Raw genomic sequence first — 16424 nt, forward strand, 5'->3', positions numbered from 1 at the left:
AAATAGCCGGGAATTGTACCTTAAGCTGCTGGGATATGGGAGATTCCTCTATCGGACTGTACACAGCATTCGCCCCCGCAATTGTGAACTTTCATGAAAAAGGGCAGCCGAAGCTGCCCTTTCCTACCTCTGAGTCCGCTTATTCAGCGAGTTTGAAGGTGATGAAGCTGGCACGCCCCTGGCGCAGCACGCGCATCGACACCGAACGGTTCTTCGGCAGGTCCTTGGCGATTTCGGTGAACTGCTTGGCCGACGCGACCGCCTGGTTATTCAGGTGGCTGATCACGTCGCCCGGGCGCAGCCCGATCATCGCGGCCGGGCCGTCCTGGACTTCCTTGATGACCACGCCACCCTTGAGTTCCAGGGTCTTCTTCTGTTCGGCGGTCAGGTCCGATACCGACACGCCCAGGCGGTTGCTGTTGCGCTCGGCGCCGCCTTCAGGGCCGCTACCGGTACCGATGTCGGCATCGTCATCCGGCATTGGGCCGACGGCAACGTCCAGGGTCTGGCGCTTGCCGTTGCGGATGATTTCGAGCTTGGCTTTCTCGCCGTCCTTCAGGCTGCCGACCAGGTGCGGCAGGTCGGCCGACATGACGATCGGCTGCCCGTTCATGCTCAGGATCACGTCACCCACCTGCAGGCCGCCCTTGGCTGCCGGGCCGTTTTCCAGTACTTGCGCCACCAGGGCACCGGCCGGCTTGTCGAGACCGAACGATTCAGCCAGGTCCTTGTTGACCTCCTGAATCACCACGCCCAGCCAGCCGCGGCTGACCTTGCCGTCTTTCTTCAGCTGGTTGGACACATCGATGGCCACGTCGATCGGAATGGCGAAGGACAAGCCCATGAAGCCACCGGAACGGGTGAAGATCTGCGAGTTGATACCCACCACTTCGCCCTTCATGTTGAACAGTGGGCCACCGGAGTTACCCGGGTTGATGGCCACGTCGGTCTGGATGAACGGCACATAGGTGTCGTTGGGCAGGGTCCGGCCCTTGGCGCTGACAATACCTTTGGTCACCGAGTGGTCGAAGCCGAACGGCGAACCGATGGCCAGCACCCACTCGCCAACCTTGAGCTTCTCGGAGTCACCCAGCTTGACGGTCGGCAGGTTCTTGCCCTCGACCTTGAGCAGGGCCACGTCGGTACGCGGGTCGGTGCCGATCAGCTTGGCCTGCAGCTCGCTGCGGTCCGACAGGCGGACGATGATCTCGTCGGCATCGGCAACCACGTGATTGTTGGTCAGGACATAGCCATCGCTGGAAATGATGAAGCCCGAACCCAGCGACATGGCCTCGCGCTGACGGTCACCGCGCGGCGAACGCGGCTGCTGCGGCATGTTGCGCTCGAAGAACTCGCGGAACATCGGCGGCAGGCCTTCGAGGTCCGGCATCTGCCCGGAGGCGAGGCGGTCCGGCAGTTTCTGCTTGGTGCTGATGTTGACCACGGCCGGCGAGGCCTGCTCGACCAGGGTGGTGAAGTCCGGCAGGGCTTCATCGGCCTGGGCGCTGAGCACCTGGCCGAGCATCAGCACGGCGGCGAACATCGTTAGGTAGGATTTCAAGCGTGGTATTGACATACGGCTCCCGTCACAACGAGCGGTAGTTGGAAATTGCCCTGCACAAAGCAGGAAAGGCCAGACTCCTAGAAGCCTGACCTATAGAAAATTTGCCGAAGGATTGCAAATGACAATGCTTTAATTTCATTTCAGCCGCGTGTCCGTTCGCCTGTGCATTGCCCTTGATACGGCCCGCAAAAGCGCGCCGTCACTGGCGCGCCTGGGCATCCTGAGGGCGCATCGACAACGCGATACGTTCTGCCGTACCCAGCGGAATCTCGCCGACCACGGTGACCTGCACCTTGCCCTTGGGCGTGTTCAGCCGGCGTGAAACGGCCGAGGTCGGGCCAAGCTGGGTGCGCACATCGGCACCGGCATCATCCTTCACGGGCTCGAGGAACACCGAGAATCGGGCCAGACCATCGTCATACATCAGGCTGCTGATCGAGCTGTTGCGCTCAGGGTCGCGGCGCACCGTACTGTTGATCAGTTCGAACCCCGGCGGCAGCCAGTCCGAACGCCAACCGGCAACGGCTTCGGTGTTGGTACTGGCCGCACGCTCGACCGGCTTGCAAGCCGCACTGGCTTGCAGGTCCTGGTCGGTAGGCAGGTCGTCGGTGTCCAGGCGGGTCATCTGGAAGCGTTCGAGCAACTGCCCCTTGTCGTTGAGCATCAACGAACGCAGCGGCAGGCCGGTACGGCGGTCCAGGTGGAGCTCGAATGCATAGCGGTGCTGGTCACGCGGCGTCAGCGTGACAATCACCGCGTCGCGGTCAGCGACCCGGGACTTGCCCGCCACACCCAGGTCGTACCAGCTCATCAGCTTGAGGGGATCGAGCGAACGCTGTGCAGAATCAGGAGGGTTGCCTACCCCGCTCGCCAAGGCACCACTGACGCACTGCACCTTGCCATCCACGCGCACGATTTCCTGGGCGGTGCCATCGAGCTGCAGAAGCCGCTCGCTGACTTTGCCGTCCTGAACGCGATGCCAGATATCGTGGGAAGAGAAGCTGCCGTTACGTTCGTAGACGAAGGAGCCCTGGTAACTCTGCTTCTGCTCGGCCTGTGCCAGCTTGTTCAACCATTCGCTCGCCTCGGGCGAGGAATTGGCTGCCAACGCTGGCACCGTCATGCAGCTGCCTATCAGCAGCGACAGGAGAGGTAGCGCGCGCATGATCCTCCTTACTTAGCGGTTTTCCAGGCTGGCGGCGCGGGCATACGGCAGGGCGGTTTCAGTGCCCTTGAGCGCGGATTCCTGCGCGTGCTGGCGCAGATAGCCTGGCAGACGCTGATCCCAGCCGGCCTGGTTCTGCAGCACGCCGTTGGCCATCGGCCCGGTCGGTTGCTCACTGCTTTCACTATAGCCTGCCAGAACCGCCGGGCCCTGACTTTGTGGCATGCTCAGGCCTTGCTGTGCAGGCTGCTGGGCAGCCAGCTCGGCGCCGGTGATCTCGTCCTGGTTGTACATGCGTACGCCGGCCAGCACTGCTACGGTGACCGAGGCAGCCACGGCCAGGCGGCCAATGCTGCGCCACGGGCCCTGCTTGACCTTGACCGGCACGGCTTCATCAGCCAGCGCGGCGGAGACCGCCGAGGCGATATCCAGCTTGGGCAGCAGCAGTTCCTTGTGCATCGCTGCGCGGGCTACCTGGTAACGCGACCAGGTGGCACGGGTTTCGGCATCGTCGACGGCATTCAACACCCGACGCAATTCCAGTTCGTCCGCTTCGTTATCCATCACCGCGGACAGCGATTCCTGCAAAGCTTCACGACTCATGGCGGTTCCTCTCTTGGCTGTCGCCGCTGTCTCAGGTTTCCTGCAACAACGGCTGCAGGGCTTTGTCTATGGCCTCCCGAGCGCGGAAGATTCGAGAGCGCACGGTACCCACCGGACATTGCATGACGCTGGCAATGTCTTCGTAACTCAACCCGTCGAACTCACGCAGGGTCAGTGCCGTGCGCAGATCTTCGGGCAGTTGCTGGATGGTGCGATGGACAGTGCCTTCGATTTCATCCCGCAACAACGAGCGCTCTGGGGACTCGAGATCCTTGAGACCATGATCGCCGTCGTAAAACTCCGCATCCTCGGAGCTCACATCGCTGTCTGGCGGCCGTCTTCCACGGGACACCAGGTAGTTCTTCGCCGTATTGATGGCGATGCGGTACAGCCAGGTATAAAACGCACTGTCACCGCGAAAATTGCCAAGCGCACGGTAGGCCTTGATAAAGGCTTCCTGCGCCACATCCTGGGCCTCGTGGGTGTCGTGAACGAACCGCACGATCAACCCTAGAATCTTGTGCTGATACTTCAGCACCAACAGATCGAACGCTCGCCTGTCTCCGCGCTGCACGCGCTCGACAAGCTGCTGATCCTCTTCCTGGGTTAGCATGAACACTCCTCAGTGAACTCGAAGGAGCGGTGCAACAGCCTTTGTTCAGGCTTGCAACCATAGACTCGGGCTTTGCGCAAAAGTTCTCCCCTCCAAGCAAGTTTCCTGCGGCCCTTGGTCGGCTCGCACGGAAGACGCGGCGCGGTCACGGCCCGCTGCGTCGATAATCAGGTTTCGAATACGCAGGTGTCAGCCCGAATAGAGCTGCCGCCCCGCGTCGCCGCGGCAAATTATGGCGTGCGGACAGCCTTCATAGGATTTCCGGCCGTGTCGGAAAGTTCCCGCAAAGATTGACGCAACGTCCTAAGTGGCATGGAAATTGGCTACCGCAGGCTGCTATAAAGGCAGCCCGGCCAGTATTCACGATAGTTTCACATTGCCATCTGCACGTGACTATTGTGCCGCGCCCTTTCCAAAGATTACTAGTGTCCCGACATGAGCCAACAATTCCAACATGATGTCCTGGTGATCGGCAGCGGCGCAGCCGGTCTCAGCCTGGCACTGAACCTTCCCGGCCATTTGCGCATTGCCGTGCTGAGCAAGGGCGACCTGGCCAACGGCTCGACCTTCTGGGCCCAAGGCGGGGTCGCCGCCGTACTCGACGACACCGACACTGTGCAGTCGCATGTCGAAGACACCCTCAATGCCGGCGGTGGCCTGTGCGACGAAGAGGCCGTGCGCTTTACCGTCGAGCACAGCCGCGAAGCCATCGAATGGCTGATCGAGCAAGGTGTACCTTTCACCCGCGACGAACACTACAGCGTCGATGATGGTGGTTTCGAGTTCCATTTGACCCGCGAAGGCGGCCACAGCCATCGACGCATCATCCATGCGGCCGACGCCACCGGCGCGGCGATTTTCACCACCCTGCTCGAACAAGCGCGAAAGCGCCCGAACATCGAGCTGCTGGAGCAGCGCGTGGCGGTCGACCTGATCACCGAGCGCCGTCTGGGCCTGGCGGGTGATCGCTGCCTGGGTGCCTACGTACTGAACCGCAACAGCGGCGAAGTCGACACCTTCGGCGCGCGCTTCACCGTGCTGGCCACGGGGGGCGCAGCCAAGGTCTACCTCTATACCAGCAACCCCGACGGGGCCTGCGGCGATGGCATCGCCATGGCCTGGCGTGCCGGCTGCCGGGTGGCGAACCTGGAATTCAACCAGTTCCACCCGACCTGCCTGTATCACCCTCAGGCCAAGAGCTTCCTGGTCACCGAGGCCTTGCGTGGCGAAGGTGCGCTGTTGCGGCTGCCTAATGGTGAGCGTTTCATGCCGCGCTTCGACCCGCGCGAAGAACTGGCCCCGCGCGATATTGTCGCCCGCGCCATCGACCACGAAATGAAGCGACTGGGGGTCGACTGCGTCTACCTGGACATCACCCACAAGCCGGCCGATTTCATCAAAAGTCACTTCCCGACCGTCTATGAACGCTGCCTGGCCTTCGGCATCGACATCACCCGCCAGCCGATTCCGGTGGTTCCGGCCGCCCATTACACCTGTGGCGGGGTCATGGTCGACGATCGCGGCCACACCGATGTGCCCGGCCTGTACGCCATCGGCGAAACCAGCTTTACCGGCCTGCACGGCGCCAACCGCATGGCCAGCAACTCGTTGCTGGAATGCTTCGTCTATGGCCGTGCCGCAGCGGCGGACATCGAGGCGAACCTGGACCAGATCGCCATGCCCAGGGCCCTGCCCTGCTGGGATGCCAGCCAGGTCACCGATTCGGACGAAGACGTGATCATCGCGCACAACTGGGACGAGTTGCGCCGTTTCATGTGGGACTACGTGGGCATCGTGCGCACCAGCAAACGCCTGCAGCGCGCCGAGCATCGCGTTCGCCTGCTGCTCGACGAGATCGACGAGTTCTACAGCAACTACAAGGTCAGCCGCGACCTGATCGAACTGCGCAACCTGGCCCAGGTGGCGGAGCTGATGATTCGCTCGGCGATGCAGCGCAAGGAAAGCCGCGGGCTGCACTACACCCTGGATTACCCGGGAATGCTGCCCGAAGCCAGAGACACCATCCTCAGCCCGACCTGAAACAGCTGTCGAACCGGCGACGGCTGAACTTCAGCCTCACCCGCAAACGACGGTGCTGGTCAGCCCCCAAGGCATCCCGAGGTACGCACTGGCTCTCGCCGAGCCAGTGCCCTGCCCTGACGAAGCGCAACACCACCCAGCCCGGCACCGCCACGCTGTCCCGACACAGGCGCACCGGCTGCCAACCCAGCGCCCGGCTGAACACGCGCCAGCCCAGCGCATCTCGGCGCAGGCCAGTAACAGCACGGGGATCAGTCAGCAGAATACGTCGGGGAATCGCCCAGCGAGCGTGGGCAATACAAGCGGCAAGAACACAAAGGCCAAGCCACCAGGGCAGCGCGCTCAGCCACAAGACCAGTAGCGCCAGCACCTGGCAACCCAGGTAGGCCGCCAGCAACAGGCGCGAGCCCTGCCAGCGGCACTCGAAACACTCACTTGGGCTGGACACGGTCCAGAATGATGCGGACCATGCGCTGCAGCTCCGGGTCCTCCGACTCGGTACGCTCCATGAACCAGCCGAACATGTCCTGATCTTCACAGCTCAACAGGCGGACATAAAGTTCGCGGTCGGCTTCGCTCAGGGTCGGATAGACCTCCTGGGTGAATGGCACCAGCAGTACGTCCAGTTCCAGCATGCCGCGGCGGCTGTGCCAGAAAAGCCGGTTGAGTTCAGTTTGTTCGACCATGGGGCCCTCCTCGAATGGTCGCGCAGTATACCGCGCAGTGAACGAAGCGACACAGGGCGTTGGTCTAGTCACCTACCTATTTTGTTACTGGCGTTCTATGATGGCCGCCAGTCTTTAGCCACCGCGATGACCCATGGCCGATTCCGCTTTCTTCAGCCCCCTGTCCCACGAGGGCATCCTCGCCGTCCGCGGCTCCGACGCCGGCAAGTTCCTGCAGGGCCAGCTGACCTGCAACATCAACTACCTCAGCCTCGAGCATGCCAGCCTCGGCGCCCGCTGCATGGTCAAGGGGCGCATGCAATCGAGCTTCCGCATCCTACCCGAGGGCAATGGCTACCTGCTGGCCATGGCCAGCGAGCTGCTGGAGCTGCAGCTGGCCGACCTGAAGAAGTACGCCGTGTTTTCCAAGGCCACGCTCACTGACGAGAGCGCAGCCTGGGCACGCTTCGGCCTGCAGGGTGGCGGTGCCGCGCTGCAGGCACTGGGGCTGGACCTTCCGGCTGCGGCAGGTAGCACCGTTCGCCATGATGGCCTGATCGCCATTGCCGTCTCCGCCGACCGCGCCGAACTCTGGGTACCGGCAGAGCAAGCCGACAGCATTCGCCAACAGCTGGCAGCCGCGTTGCCGGAAGGCAGCCTCAATGACTGGCTGCTGGGGCAAGTGCGCGCCGGCATCGGCCAGGTCATGGGTCCCACCCGCGAGCTGTTCATCCCGCAGATGATCAACCTGCAGGCCGTCGATGGCGTGAGCTTCAAGAAAGGTTGCTACACCGGCCAGGAAATCGTCGCGCGCATGCAGTACCTGGGCAAGCTCAAGCGCCGCCAGTACCGGCTGGCGCTCGCGCAGCAGGATATTCCGGCCCCCGGTACCGAAATCTTCTCACCGACCCATGGTTCGTCCGTTGGCGAAGTGGTGTTGGCCGCCAGCACTGGCCAGGGCTGCGAGCTGCTTGCAGTGCTCAGCGCCGAGTCGGTGGCGGACGACAACCTGCACCTGGGTAGCCTCGAAGGCCCTCGTCTGCAGGTGCTGAGCCTACCCTACGAGCTGGACCGCGATCGGGAAATCCAGCGCTGAACAGTGCATCACCCTTGCCGTTGAGACGTTCATGAACAAGCTGGCCGAGATGGTTCAAGCGCAGTTGCTCGCTGCCATCGACAACGATGACCTGGTCCTGCCAACCTTGCCCGAGGTAGCCCTGAGCATTCGCGAGGCCGCCGAAGACAGCGAGATCAGCGTTGCCGCCCTGAGCAAGGTGATCGGCCGTGACGCCGCCCTGTCGGCGCGCCTGATCAAGGTGGTCAACAGCCCGCTGCTGCGCGCAGCGGTCGAAGTCACCGACCTGCACACGGCCATCACACGATTGGGCATCAACTACAGCTGCAACCTGGCCATCGGCCTGGTGATCGAACAGATTTTCCATGCCCGCTCGTCGGCAGTTGAGCAAAAATTGCGGGATATCTGGTCGAACAGCCTTGAAGTTGCCGGCATCAGCTATGAACTGTGCCGCCGATACACACAGCTGAAACCCGACCAGGCAACCCTCGGTGGGCTGGTCAACCAGATCGGCGCGCTGCCGGTGCTGATCTATGCCGAAGAACACAACGAGCTGCTTTCCGACCCGGTCTGCCTGCACTATGTGATCGAGCAGATCCAGCCGGTGCTGGGGGACAAGATTTTGTCTGCGTGGGAGTTTCCCGAGCAGCTGGTCAACCTGCCGAGCCAGGTGCAGGACCTGGACCGGCGCACCGACAAGGTCGACTACATCGATGTGGTGCAGATCGCCAAGTGCCTGAGCCAGCGCGCGCGCAGCCGGCCGTTGGCGGCGTTGCCGGCTTATCGGCACCTTGGGTTGCCCTTTGGCACCGAACTGGAGATTGCCGAGCTGCTGGAGGCGCGGAGCATGTTGCGCTGACAGGTGCTGCCTGTACCGGCCTCTTCGCGGGTAAACCCGCTCCCACAGGTATCGCGCTGCCCTCAAGCCTTATGCTGTCCCTGTGGGAGCGGGTTCACCCGCGAAGAGGCCAGCTCAGGCTAAAGATCAGTCGGCGATGAAACTCACCCGCACTTTCAACCCGCCTTTCTCGCCATCATGCAGGCTGATCTGCGCCAGGTGCGCCCTGCAGATCTCACCCACGATGGCCAGCCCCAGCCCACTGCCCTGCACGCCCCTGCGATAGAAGCGCTCGAACACCCGCTCGCGCTCCTCTTCGGGAATCCCTGGCCCATCATCCTCGACCTCCAGCACCGCCGGCGCCAGCACCCGCAGGATTACATTGCCGCCCGCCGGGGTATGCGCCAGCGCGTTGTCCACCAGATTGCTGAGCAGCTCGTTGAGCAGCGTCGGCTCCCCCTTCAACCACACCGGCGCCTCGGCTTCCAACGCCAGGGCCACGCCTCGGTTGTACGCCAGTGGCGCCATTGCCATGCCCAGTTCACGGGCCAGCTGGCTCAGGTCCAGGCGCTGGGCACCGCCTTCGGCAATCGCCCGGGCACCGTTCTCGACCCGGGCCAGCGATAGCAATTGATTGGCCAGATGGGTCAGACGATCAGTGCCCTGTGCGGCCGACTCCAGGGTCTGCCGCCATTCGTCGGGCTGCTGCGAACGCAGCCCGAGCTCGACCCGTGCCTTCAGCGCCGCCAGTGGCGTGCGCAGTTCGTGGGCCGCCTCGGCAATGAACTGCGCCTGGCGTTCGAACTGCCCGCGCAACCGCTCGGTGAAGTGGTTCAAGGCACGCACCAGTGGGCCCAGTTCACGCTGCACCTGCACCACCGGAAGCGCCCGCAGGTCATCCGGCTGACGCTCTTCCACCGCCGTACGCAGGCGCTCCAGGGGGCGTAGCGCCGCGCTGACCGCGAACCACACCATCACCAGCGCAGCCAGCGCCAGCATACCCAGGCGCAGCAGGGTGTCGGCCATCAACCCACGGGCCATGCGCACCCGCGCCTCTTCGGTCTCGGCCACGCGGATTTCCGCCATGCCGTTCATGTTCGGCTCGCTCACCGCCTTCAGCAGGCTGACCACACGCACGTCCTGGCCGAGGTAGGTGGCATCGTAGAAGCGCGCCAGTGCCGGATAGTCGTCGGTACGCGGCGTGCCGGGCGGCGGTGGCGGCAGGTGCTCGTAACCGGAAATCAGCTGCTGGTTGATGTCCAGAACCTGGTAGTAGATACGCCCGGCGCTGTCGTAGGCGAAGGTGTCCAGCGCCACATAGGGCACATCGGCGCTGAGGCTGCCATCACGCTGAGACAGCCCGGCGGCGATGGTCCGCGCCGAAGCCAGCAAGGTGCGGTCGTAGGCGGTATCGGCCGCTTCGCGACCGTTCCAGTAGGCGCTCAGGCCGCTGGCCAGCATCAGCACCACCAGCAGCAGCGCGAGGTTGCCCAGCAGCCGCCCACGCAAGCTGCCGTTGTCACGCATCACGGTGCTCGAGCAGGTAACCCAGGCCGCGGAAGGTGACGATGGCAACGGAGTGGCCATCGAGCTTCTTGCGCAGGCGGTGGATGTAGATTTCGATCGCGTCGGGGCTGGCCTCTTCGTCCAGGCCGAATACCTGGGCGGCCAGCTGTTCCTTGCTCATCACGCGCCCCGGGCGAGCGATCAATGCTTCAAGCACGCTCTGTTCACGCGAGGTCAGGGTGAGGTTTTCCTCGTCCAGGCTGAAACGCCGGGTGTCCAGGTCATAGACCAGCGGCCCGCAGCGCTGTTGGCGTTCGCCACCGAGCACGCTGCGCCTGAGCAAGGCCTTTACCCGCGCTTCCAGCTCGGTCAGCTCGAAGGGCTTGGCCAGGTAATCGTCAGCACCGAGGTTCAGGCCGTGCACACGGTCCTTCACATCGCTGCGTGCGGTGAGCATGAGCACCGGCAGGGTCTTGCCGCGACCGCGCAGGCGCGCCAGCACCTCGAAGCCGTCCATCCGCGGCAGGCCCACGTCGAGCACGGCAACGGCGTACTCCTCGCTGGCCAGGGCCAGGTCGGCAGCCACGCCATCATGCAATACATCCACGGTCAGGCCTTGGCTTTTCAGGGCCTGGGCCACGCTTTCGGCCAGTTGCAGATGGTCTTCGACCAGCAGCACACGCATCGGATTCTCCCTGCTCGGGTGGGGCGGTGGCGCGGAGTGTACCGCCGTCGCCAAGCCTGTGAAGCCCCTTGTGGCAAACCTTTCACGCTGAAAGGTTAGCGAAAGGTTCATTGCCTAGCATCGCACCACGGTCGCTCCACGCGCCGAAAAAAGCACCAGCAAGGTGCAACGAACAAGAATAAAAAAACGGAGTCATCCCGATGCTGTCATTGCAGCCTAAGGCGTTCGCGCCTAGCCGTTCCCTGTCCGCACGCCCTTCTACCATCGCCAGTGCCCTTGCACTTGCCGGTGTCGCCCCGCTGAGCCAGGCCGCCTTCTTCGAAGACAGCACGGCAACCTTCGAAACCCGCAACATGTACTTCAACCGCGACTTCCGCGACGGTACCAGCGCGCAACAATCCAAGCGCGACGAGTGGGCCCAGGGCTTCATGCTCAACTTCGAGTCCGGCTATACCGATGGCACCGTGGGTTTCGGCCTGGATGCGCTGGGCATGATGGGCATCAAGCTCGACTCCAGCCCCGACCGCACCGACACCGGCCTGCTGCCGACCCACGATGACGGCAGGGCTGCCGACGAGTATTCCAAGCTCGGCCTGACCGGCAAGGTGAAAGTGTCGAAGACCGAACTGAAGGTCGGCACCCTGATCCCGGAACTGCCGACCCTGCAGCCCAACGACGGCCGCATCCTGCCGCAGACCTTCGAAGGCGGCCTGCTGACCTCGCAGGAGATCAAGGGCCTGACCTTCACCGGCGGGCGCCTGGACAAGGCCAAGGACCGCAACGACACCAACTGGGAAGACCTGGCCCTCAACAACAAGAACGGCCGCTTCGGCGGCACCTTCAGCGCCGACAACCTCGACCTGGCCGGCCTGGACTACAAGTTCACCGACCGCATCACCGGCAGCTACCACTTCGCCCAGCTCGACGACATCTACCGCCAGCACTTCATCGGCATGCTCGCCACTCAGCCGTGGGGCCCGGGCACCTTCGGCGCCGACGTGCGCCTGGCGATCAGCGACGATGCCGGCGCAGCCAAGGCCGGGCGCATCGACAACACCACCTTCAACACCCTGCTCAGCTACAGCCTGGGCGGGCACAAGGTCAGCGCCGCCTGGCAGCAGCTTTCCGGCGACAGCGCCTTCCCCTACGTCGATGGTGCCGACCCGTACCTGGTCAACTTCGTGCAGATCAACGACTTCGCCGGTGCCGACGAGCGTTCGTGGCAAGCGCGCTACGACTACAACTTCGCTGCCCTTGGCGTCCCCGGCCTGACCTTCATGACCCGCTACATCAACGGCGACAACGTCAGCCGCGCCGCGGGTGGCGAGGGCAAGGAGTGGGAACGCAACACCGAACTGAAGTACGTGGTACAAAGCGGCCCGTTGAAGAACGTCGCCGTGCGCCTGCGCAACGCCACCTTCCGCTCCAACTTCGCCCGCGATGCTGACGAAGTGCGGCTGCTGGTGAGCTACAGCGTCGCGCTCTGGTAACCCATGCGGTAACCCATAACAAAAAACGCTCACGGAGACATTCGATGACCTTTTCACTGCGCCGCCTCGTCCTCGCCACCGGTTGCCTGCTGCTGGCCGGCAACGCCCTCGCCGCCGAACCGAAACGCCCTGAATGCATCGCCCCGGCCTCGCCCGGTGGTGGTTTCGACCTGACCTGCAAACTGGTGCAGAGCGCCCTGGTGCAGGAGAAGATCCTCAGCAAGCCAATGCGCGTGACCTACATGCCCGGCGGTGTCGGCGCGGTGGCGTACAACGCCGTGGTCGCCCAGCGCCCGGCCGACGCCGGCACCCTGGTGGCCTGGTCCAGTGGTTCGCTGCTGAACCTGGCCCAGGGCAAGTTCGGCCGCTTCGACGAGAACGCAGTGAAGTGGTTGGCCGCAGTCGGCACCAGCTACGGCGCCATCGCGGTGAAGAGTGATTCGCCCTACAAAACCCTCGACGACCTGGTCGCGGCACTGAAGAAAGACCCGAGCAAGGTGGTGATCGGCTCCGGCGGCACCGTCGGCAGCCAGGACTGGATGCAGACCGCGCTGATCGCCAAGGCCGCCGGCATCAACCCGCGCGACCTGCGTTACGTGGCCCTGGAAGGCGGCGGCGAGATCGCCACTGCGCTGCTGGGCGGGCACATCCAGGTCGGCTCCACCGACATCTCCGACTCCATGCCACACATCCAGAGCGGCAACATGCGCATCCTCGCGGTGTTCTCGGAAAACCGCCTGGACGAGCCGGAGATGAAGGACATCCCCACCGCCAAGGAACAAGGCTACGACATCGTCTGGCCGGTGGTGCGCGGTTTCTACCTTGGGCCGAAGGTGAGCGACGAAGACTACGCCTGGTGGAAAGAATCGTTCGACAAGATGCTGGCTTCGGAAGACTTCGCCAAGCTGCGTGACCAGCGCGAGCTGTTCCCGTTCGCCATGACCGGCGCGGAGCTGGACGGCTATGTGAAGAAGCAGGTGACTGAGTACAAGGCACTGGCCAAGGAATTCGGCCTGATCCAGTAAGCCAATTTCGACCTTTCACCGATCCCTGTGGGAGCGGGCGTACCCGCGAACACCGGCAGCGCCGGTGCCATGCTCTGCGGAGCTTGCTTCGCGGGCAAGCCCGCTCCCACAGGGCCCGCGATTCAACGAGGATTTTACAATGATCCTGCAACGCATCTTCGCCCTGGCCCTGCTGGCGGTGTGCGCCGTCCTGGCCGTGATGGCCTGGCCCTACCAGGCCGCGTTTTCCTACGAACCGGTCGGCCCGCGTGCCTACCCACTGCTGATGCTCGGCCTGATGAGCCTTGGCCTGCTGTACCTGGCGATCCGTCCCACACCCATCGTGCGCAAGGACGACGAGCCTGAACTGGACCGCGAAACCCTGATCAAGATCACCGCCTGCGTCGGCCTGCTGATCATCTTCGCCGCCACCTTCGAAGCCCTGGGCTTCATCCTCAGCGCCATCCTGGTCGGCATCCCCATGGCCCGCCTGTACGGCGGCCGCTGGTTGCACAGCACCCTCGTGGTGGTGGGCATGAGCGTGTTCCTCTACTGGCTGTTCGACCGCGTCATGGACGTGCCCCTGCCCCTCGGCCTGCTGAGCGTACTGGAGAACTGACACATGGATACCTTGAGCTACCTGGGCCAGGGCTTCGGCGTCGCCCTGTCCCCTTACAACCTGGTCACCGCCCTGTCGGGCACGCTGATCGGCACCGTGGTCGGCCTGCTGCCTGGCCTGGGCCCGATCAACGGCGTGGCCCTGCTGATCCCGATCGCCTTCGCCCTCGGCCTGCCTCCGGAGTCGGCGCTGATCCTGCTGGCCGCGGTGTACCTGGGCTGCGAATACGGCGGCCGGATCAGCTCGATCCTGCTGAACATCCCCGGCGAAGCCTCGACCGTGATGACCACCCTCGACGGCTACCCGATGGCGCGCCAGGGCCTGGCCGGTGTGGCCCTGTCGCTGTCGGCCTGGAGTTCGTTCATCGGCGCGTTCATCGCCACCTGCGGCATGGTGCTGTTCGCCCCGCTGCTGGCGAAATGGGCGATTGCCTTCGGCCCGGCGGAATACTTCGTGCTGATGGTATTCGCCATTGTCGCCCTTGGCGGCATGGCCGGTGACAAGCCACTGAAGACATTCATCGCTGCGCTGATCGGCCTGTTCCTGTCGGCAGTCGGTATCGATGCCAACAGCGGCGTCTACCGCTTCACCGGCGACAGTGTGCACCTGGCCGATGGCATCCAGTTCGTGGTGCTGGTACTGGGCCTGTTCTCCGTCAGCGAAATCCTGCTGTTGCTGGAAAAGACCCATCATGGCCACGAGGCGGTCAAGGCCACCGGGCGCATGCTGTTCAACCTCAAGGAAGCGGCCTCGGTGTTCGTGGTCAACATCCGCTGCGGCCTGCTGGGTTTCATCATGGGCGTGCTGCCAGGCGCCGGCGCCACGCTGGCGAGTGCCGTGGCCTACATGACCGAAAAGCGCCTGGCTGGTGAGAAAGGCAAGTTCGGCAAAGGTGACGCCCGTGGCCTGGCGGCCCCGGAAACCGCCATCGGCGCTTCCTGCTGCGGTGCCCTGGTGCCGATGCTGACCCTCGGCGTACCCGGCTCGGGCACCACGGCGGTGATGATCGGCGCGCTGACCCTGTACAACATCACCCCGGGCCCGCTGCTGTTCGAACAGCAACCAGACATCGTCTGGGGCCTGATCGCCTCGCTGTTCATCGCCAACATCATGCTGGTGATCCTGAACATCCCGATGATCCGCATCTTCACCCGCATCCTCGCCGTGCCGAACTGGGCGCTGGTACCGGTGATCGCGATCATCACCGCGATCGGTGTGTACGCCGTGCATGCCACTACCTTCGACCTGTTCCTGATGGTCGGCATCGGCATCATGGGTTACATCCTGCGCAAGCTGGACTTCCCGCTGTCGCCGATCCTGCTCGGTTTCATCCTCGGCGGCCTGATGGAGCAGAACCTGCGCCGGGCACTGTCGATTTCCAACGGCGAGCTGGGCATCCTCTGGTCGAGCCCGATCAGCATGTCGGTGTGGGTGCTGACCCTCTGCATGCTGACCCTGCCGCTGCTGCGCATCTGGCGCAAGCGCAGCCTGCAGCGCCGGGCCATGGCTGATGCCTGATCGGTCACTGCCGCTGTTTGTCGCAACCGGGCTGGTCGGCCTTGCTGGCGGTTTTGCCGCCAGCAAGGTCGGCTGGCCTTTGCCGTGGATGGTCGGCGCGTTGCTGGCGATCATCCTGGTGCGCTGCCTGACGCCCTGGCAGCTGTCGGAAATCCCCAATGGCCGCAAGTGCGGCCAGTGCATCATCGGCATCGGTATCGGCCTGCATTTCACCCCAGCGGTGATCGAGCAGGTCGCCAGCCACTTCGCGCTGATCTTGTTCGGCGCGCTGTTCACCTCGCTTTCCAGCGTGATCAGCGTGTGGCTGCTGCGGCGCACCGGTGAAGACCGCGCGACGGCGTTCTTTGCCAGCATGCCTGGTGGCTCGGGGGAGATGGTCAACCTTGGCGCACGCAATGGCGCGGTACTCAGCCAGGTGGCCGCGGCGCAGAGCCTGCGCGTGCTGGCCGTGGTGCTGTGCGTGCCGGCGCTGTTCAAGTTCCTGCTCGGTGACGGCGTGCCGCTGAATCACGCCGGCAGTGTCAGCTGGGGCTGGCTGGCGCTGATCGCGCCGTTGGGCGTGGCGGTGGGTTTTGCCTGGCAGCGCCTGCGCCAGCCCAACCCATGGCTGTTCGGGCCGTTGCTGGTCGCCGCGTCGGTGAGCCTGGCGGGCAACCTGCAGATCGCCTTGCCCAACGGTGCCAGCCAGATCGGCCAGTGGCTGATCGGTAGCGGCCTGGCCTGCCATTTCAACCGCGCGTTCTTTCGCCGCGCGCCGTCCTTCCTCGGGCGCACACTGGTAGCCACCGGCCTGTGCATGGCAATTGCCGGCAGTGCTGCATGGGGATTGAGCGTGATGACCGAGCTGGACCTGCGCTCGCTGACCCTGGGGATGATGCCGGGCGGGATCGCCGAGATGAGCCTGACGGCCGAAACCCTGCAGTTGTCGGTGCCGCTGGTGACGGCGCTGCAGGTGGTGCGGTTGATTCTGGTGCTGTTTCTGGCGGAGCCGTTATTCAGGTATTGGGTCAAGGCTCAGGACTAGGGGCTGCCCTGCAGC

16 protein-coding genes are annotated in these 16424 nt (G+C 64.0%); 8 read left to right on the forward strand and 8 right to left on the reverse strand.

The features are described from left to right. Positions 1-139: 139 nt before the first annotated feature. From J7573_RS05050 to rpoE, 4 genes are all read right to left on the reverse strand, one after another. On the reverse strand, positions 140-1576 hold the full coding sequence (locus J7573_RS05050) for a DegQ family serine endoprotease (RefSeq protein ID WP_294326585.1): 1437 nt from the start codon (positions 1574-1576) through the stop codon (positions 140-142). A gap of 187 nt (positions 1577-1763) precedes the next feature. Further along, complete coding sequence (locus J7573_RS05055; protein WP_294326588.1) at positions 1764-2729, reverse strand: MucB/RseB C-terminal domain-containing protein; 966 nt, start codon at positions 2727-2729, stop codon at positions 1764-1766. A gap of 12 nt (positions 2730-2741) precedes the next feature. Continuing rightward, on the reverse strand, positions 2742-3332 hold the full coding sequence (locus tag J7573_RS05060; RefSeq protein ID WP_294326590.1) for an RseA family anti-sigma factor: 591 nt from the start codon (positions 3330-3332) through the stop codon (positions 2742-2744). 31 nt (positions 3333-3363) lie between these two features. After that, positions 3364-3945, reverse strand: coding sequence for an RNA polymerase sigma factor RpoE (gene rpoE / locus J7573_RS05065; protein ID WP_003252049.1), 582 nt, complete (start codon positions 3943-3945; stop codon positions 3364-3366). A 435-nt stretch (positions 3946-4380) separates the two neighbouring features. Between rpoE and nadB the strand changes: the two genes are divergently transcribed. Then, positions 4381-5985, forward strand: coding sequence for an L-aspartate oxidase (nadB, locus tag J7573_RS05070; RefSeq protein ID WP_294326729.1), 1605 nt, complete (start codon positions 4381-4383; stop codon positions 5983-5985). On the opposite strand, the gene J7573_RS05075 is transcribed toward nadB, so the two are convergent. Beyond that, the gene (locus J7573_RS05075) at positions 5972-6433 is read right to left on the reverse strand and encodes a protein YgfX (RefSeq protein ID WP_294326731.1); all 462 of its coding nucleotides are present in this window, start codon (positions 6431-6433) and stop codon (positions 5972-5974) included. The genes nadB and J7573_RS05075 overlap by 14 nt on opposite strands. Beyond that, positions 6417-6671, reverse strand: a complete 255-nt coding sequence (locus J7573_RS05080) for a succinate dehydrogenase assembly factor 2 (RefSeq protein WP_008094993.1) — start codon at positions 6669-6671, stop codon at positions 6417-6419. The genes J7573_RS05075 and J7573_RS05080 overlap by 17 nt, the downstream gene beginning before the upstream one ends. A gap of 133 nt (positions 6672-6804) precedes the next feature. Here J7573_RS05080 and J7573_RS05085 point away from each other — a divergent pair, with 133 nt between their 5' ends. Both J7573_RS05085 and J7573_RS05090 read left to right on the forward strand, forming a co-directional pair. Then, positions 6805-7746, forward strand: coding sequence for a folate-binding protein YgfZ (locus J7573_RS05085; RefSeq protein WP_294326734.1), 942 nt, complete (start codon positions 6805-6807; stop codon positions 7744-7746). A 31-nt stretch (positions 7747-7777) separates the two neighbouring features. After that, the gene (locus tag J7573_RS05090; RefSeq protein WP_294326736.1) at positions 7778-8584 is read left to right on the forward strand and encodes an HDOD domain-containing protein; all 807 of its coding nucleotides are present in this window, start codon (positions 7778-7780) and stop codon (positions 8582-8584) included. Between the two features lie 126 nt (positions 8585-8710). Here the strand turns inward: J7573_RS05090 and J7573_RS05095 are convergent, their stop codons facing one another. Next, positions 8711-10090: a sensor histidine kinase gene (locus J7573_RS05095; RefSeq protein ID WP_294326740.1), complete on the reverse strand. Its 1380-nt coding sequence runs from the start codon at positions 10088-10090 to the stop codon at positions 8711-8713. Next, entirely contained in the window at positions 10083-10754 is a 672-nt protein-coding gene (locus J7573_RS05100; RefSeq protein ID WP_159409075.1) for a response regulator, read from the reverse strand. Before J7573_RS05100 ends, J7573_RS05095 begins: the two co-directional genes overlap by 8 nt. Positions 10755-10954: 200 nt before the next feature. Here J7573_RS05100 and J7573_RS05105 point away from each other — a divergent pair, with 200 nt between their 5' ends. The 5 genes from J7573_RS05105 to J7573_RS05125 all read left to right on the forward strand — a co-directional run bounded on the left by J7573_RS05105 (position 10955) and on the right by J7573_RS05125 (position 16409). Continuing rightward, positions 10955-12244: an OprD family porin gene (locus tag J7573_RS05105; RefSeq protein ID WP_294326743.1), complete on the forward strand. Its 1290-nt coding sequence runs from the start codon at positions 10955-10957 to the stop codon at positions 12242-12244. A 44-nt stretch (positions 12245-12288) separates the two neighbouring features. Further along, positions 12289-13269 (forward strand): tripartite tricarboxylate transporter substrate binding protein, encoded by a 981-nt coding sequence (locus J7573_RS05110; RefSeq protein WP_060508439.1) that lies wholly within the window; start codon positions 12289-12291, stop codon positions 13267-13269. A gap of 139 nt (positions 13270-13408) precedes the next feature. Further along, positions 13409-13867, forward strand: coding sequence for a tripartite tricarboxylate transporter TctB family protein (locus tag J7573_RS05115; protein ID WP_294326747.1), 459 nt, complete (start codon positions 13409-13411; stop codon positions 13865-13867). A gap of 3 nt (positions 13868-13870) precedes the next feature. After that, positions 13871-15385: a tripartite tricarboxylate transporter permease gene (locus tag J7573_RS05120; protein ID WP_294326749.1), complete on the forward strand. Its 1515-nt coding sequence runs from the start codon at positions 13871-13873 to the stop codon at positions 15383-15385. Then, positions 15378-16409, forward strand: coding sequence for an AbrB family transcriptional regulator (locus J7573_RS05125; RefSeq protein ID WP_294326751.1), 1032 nt, complete (start codon positions 15378-15380; stop codon positions 16407-16409). The genes J7573_RS05120 and J7573_RS05125 overlap by 8 nt, the downstream gene beginning before the upstream one ends. The last annotated feature ends 15 nt before the right edge of the window (positions 16410-16424 follow it).

It is taken from the genome of Pseudomonas sp., assembly GCF_017744435.1.
GTDB lineage: Bacteria > Pseudomonadota > Gammaproteobacteria > Pseudomonadales > Pseudomonadaceae > Aquipseudomonas.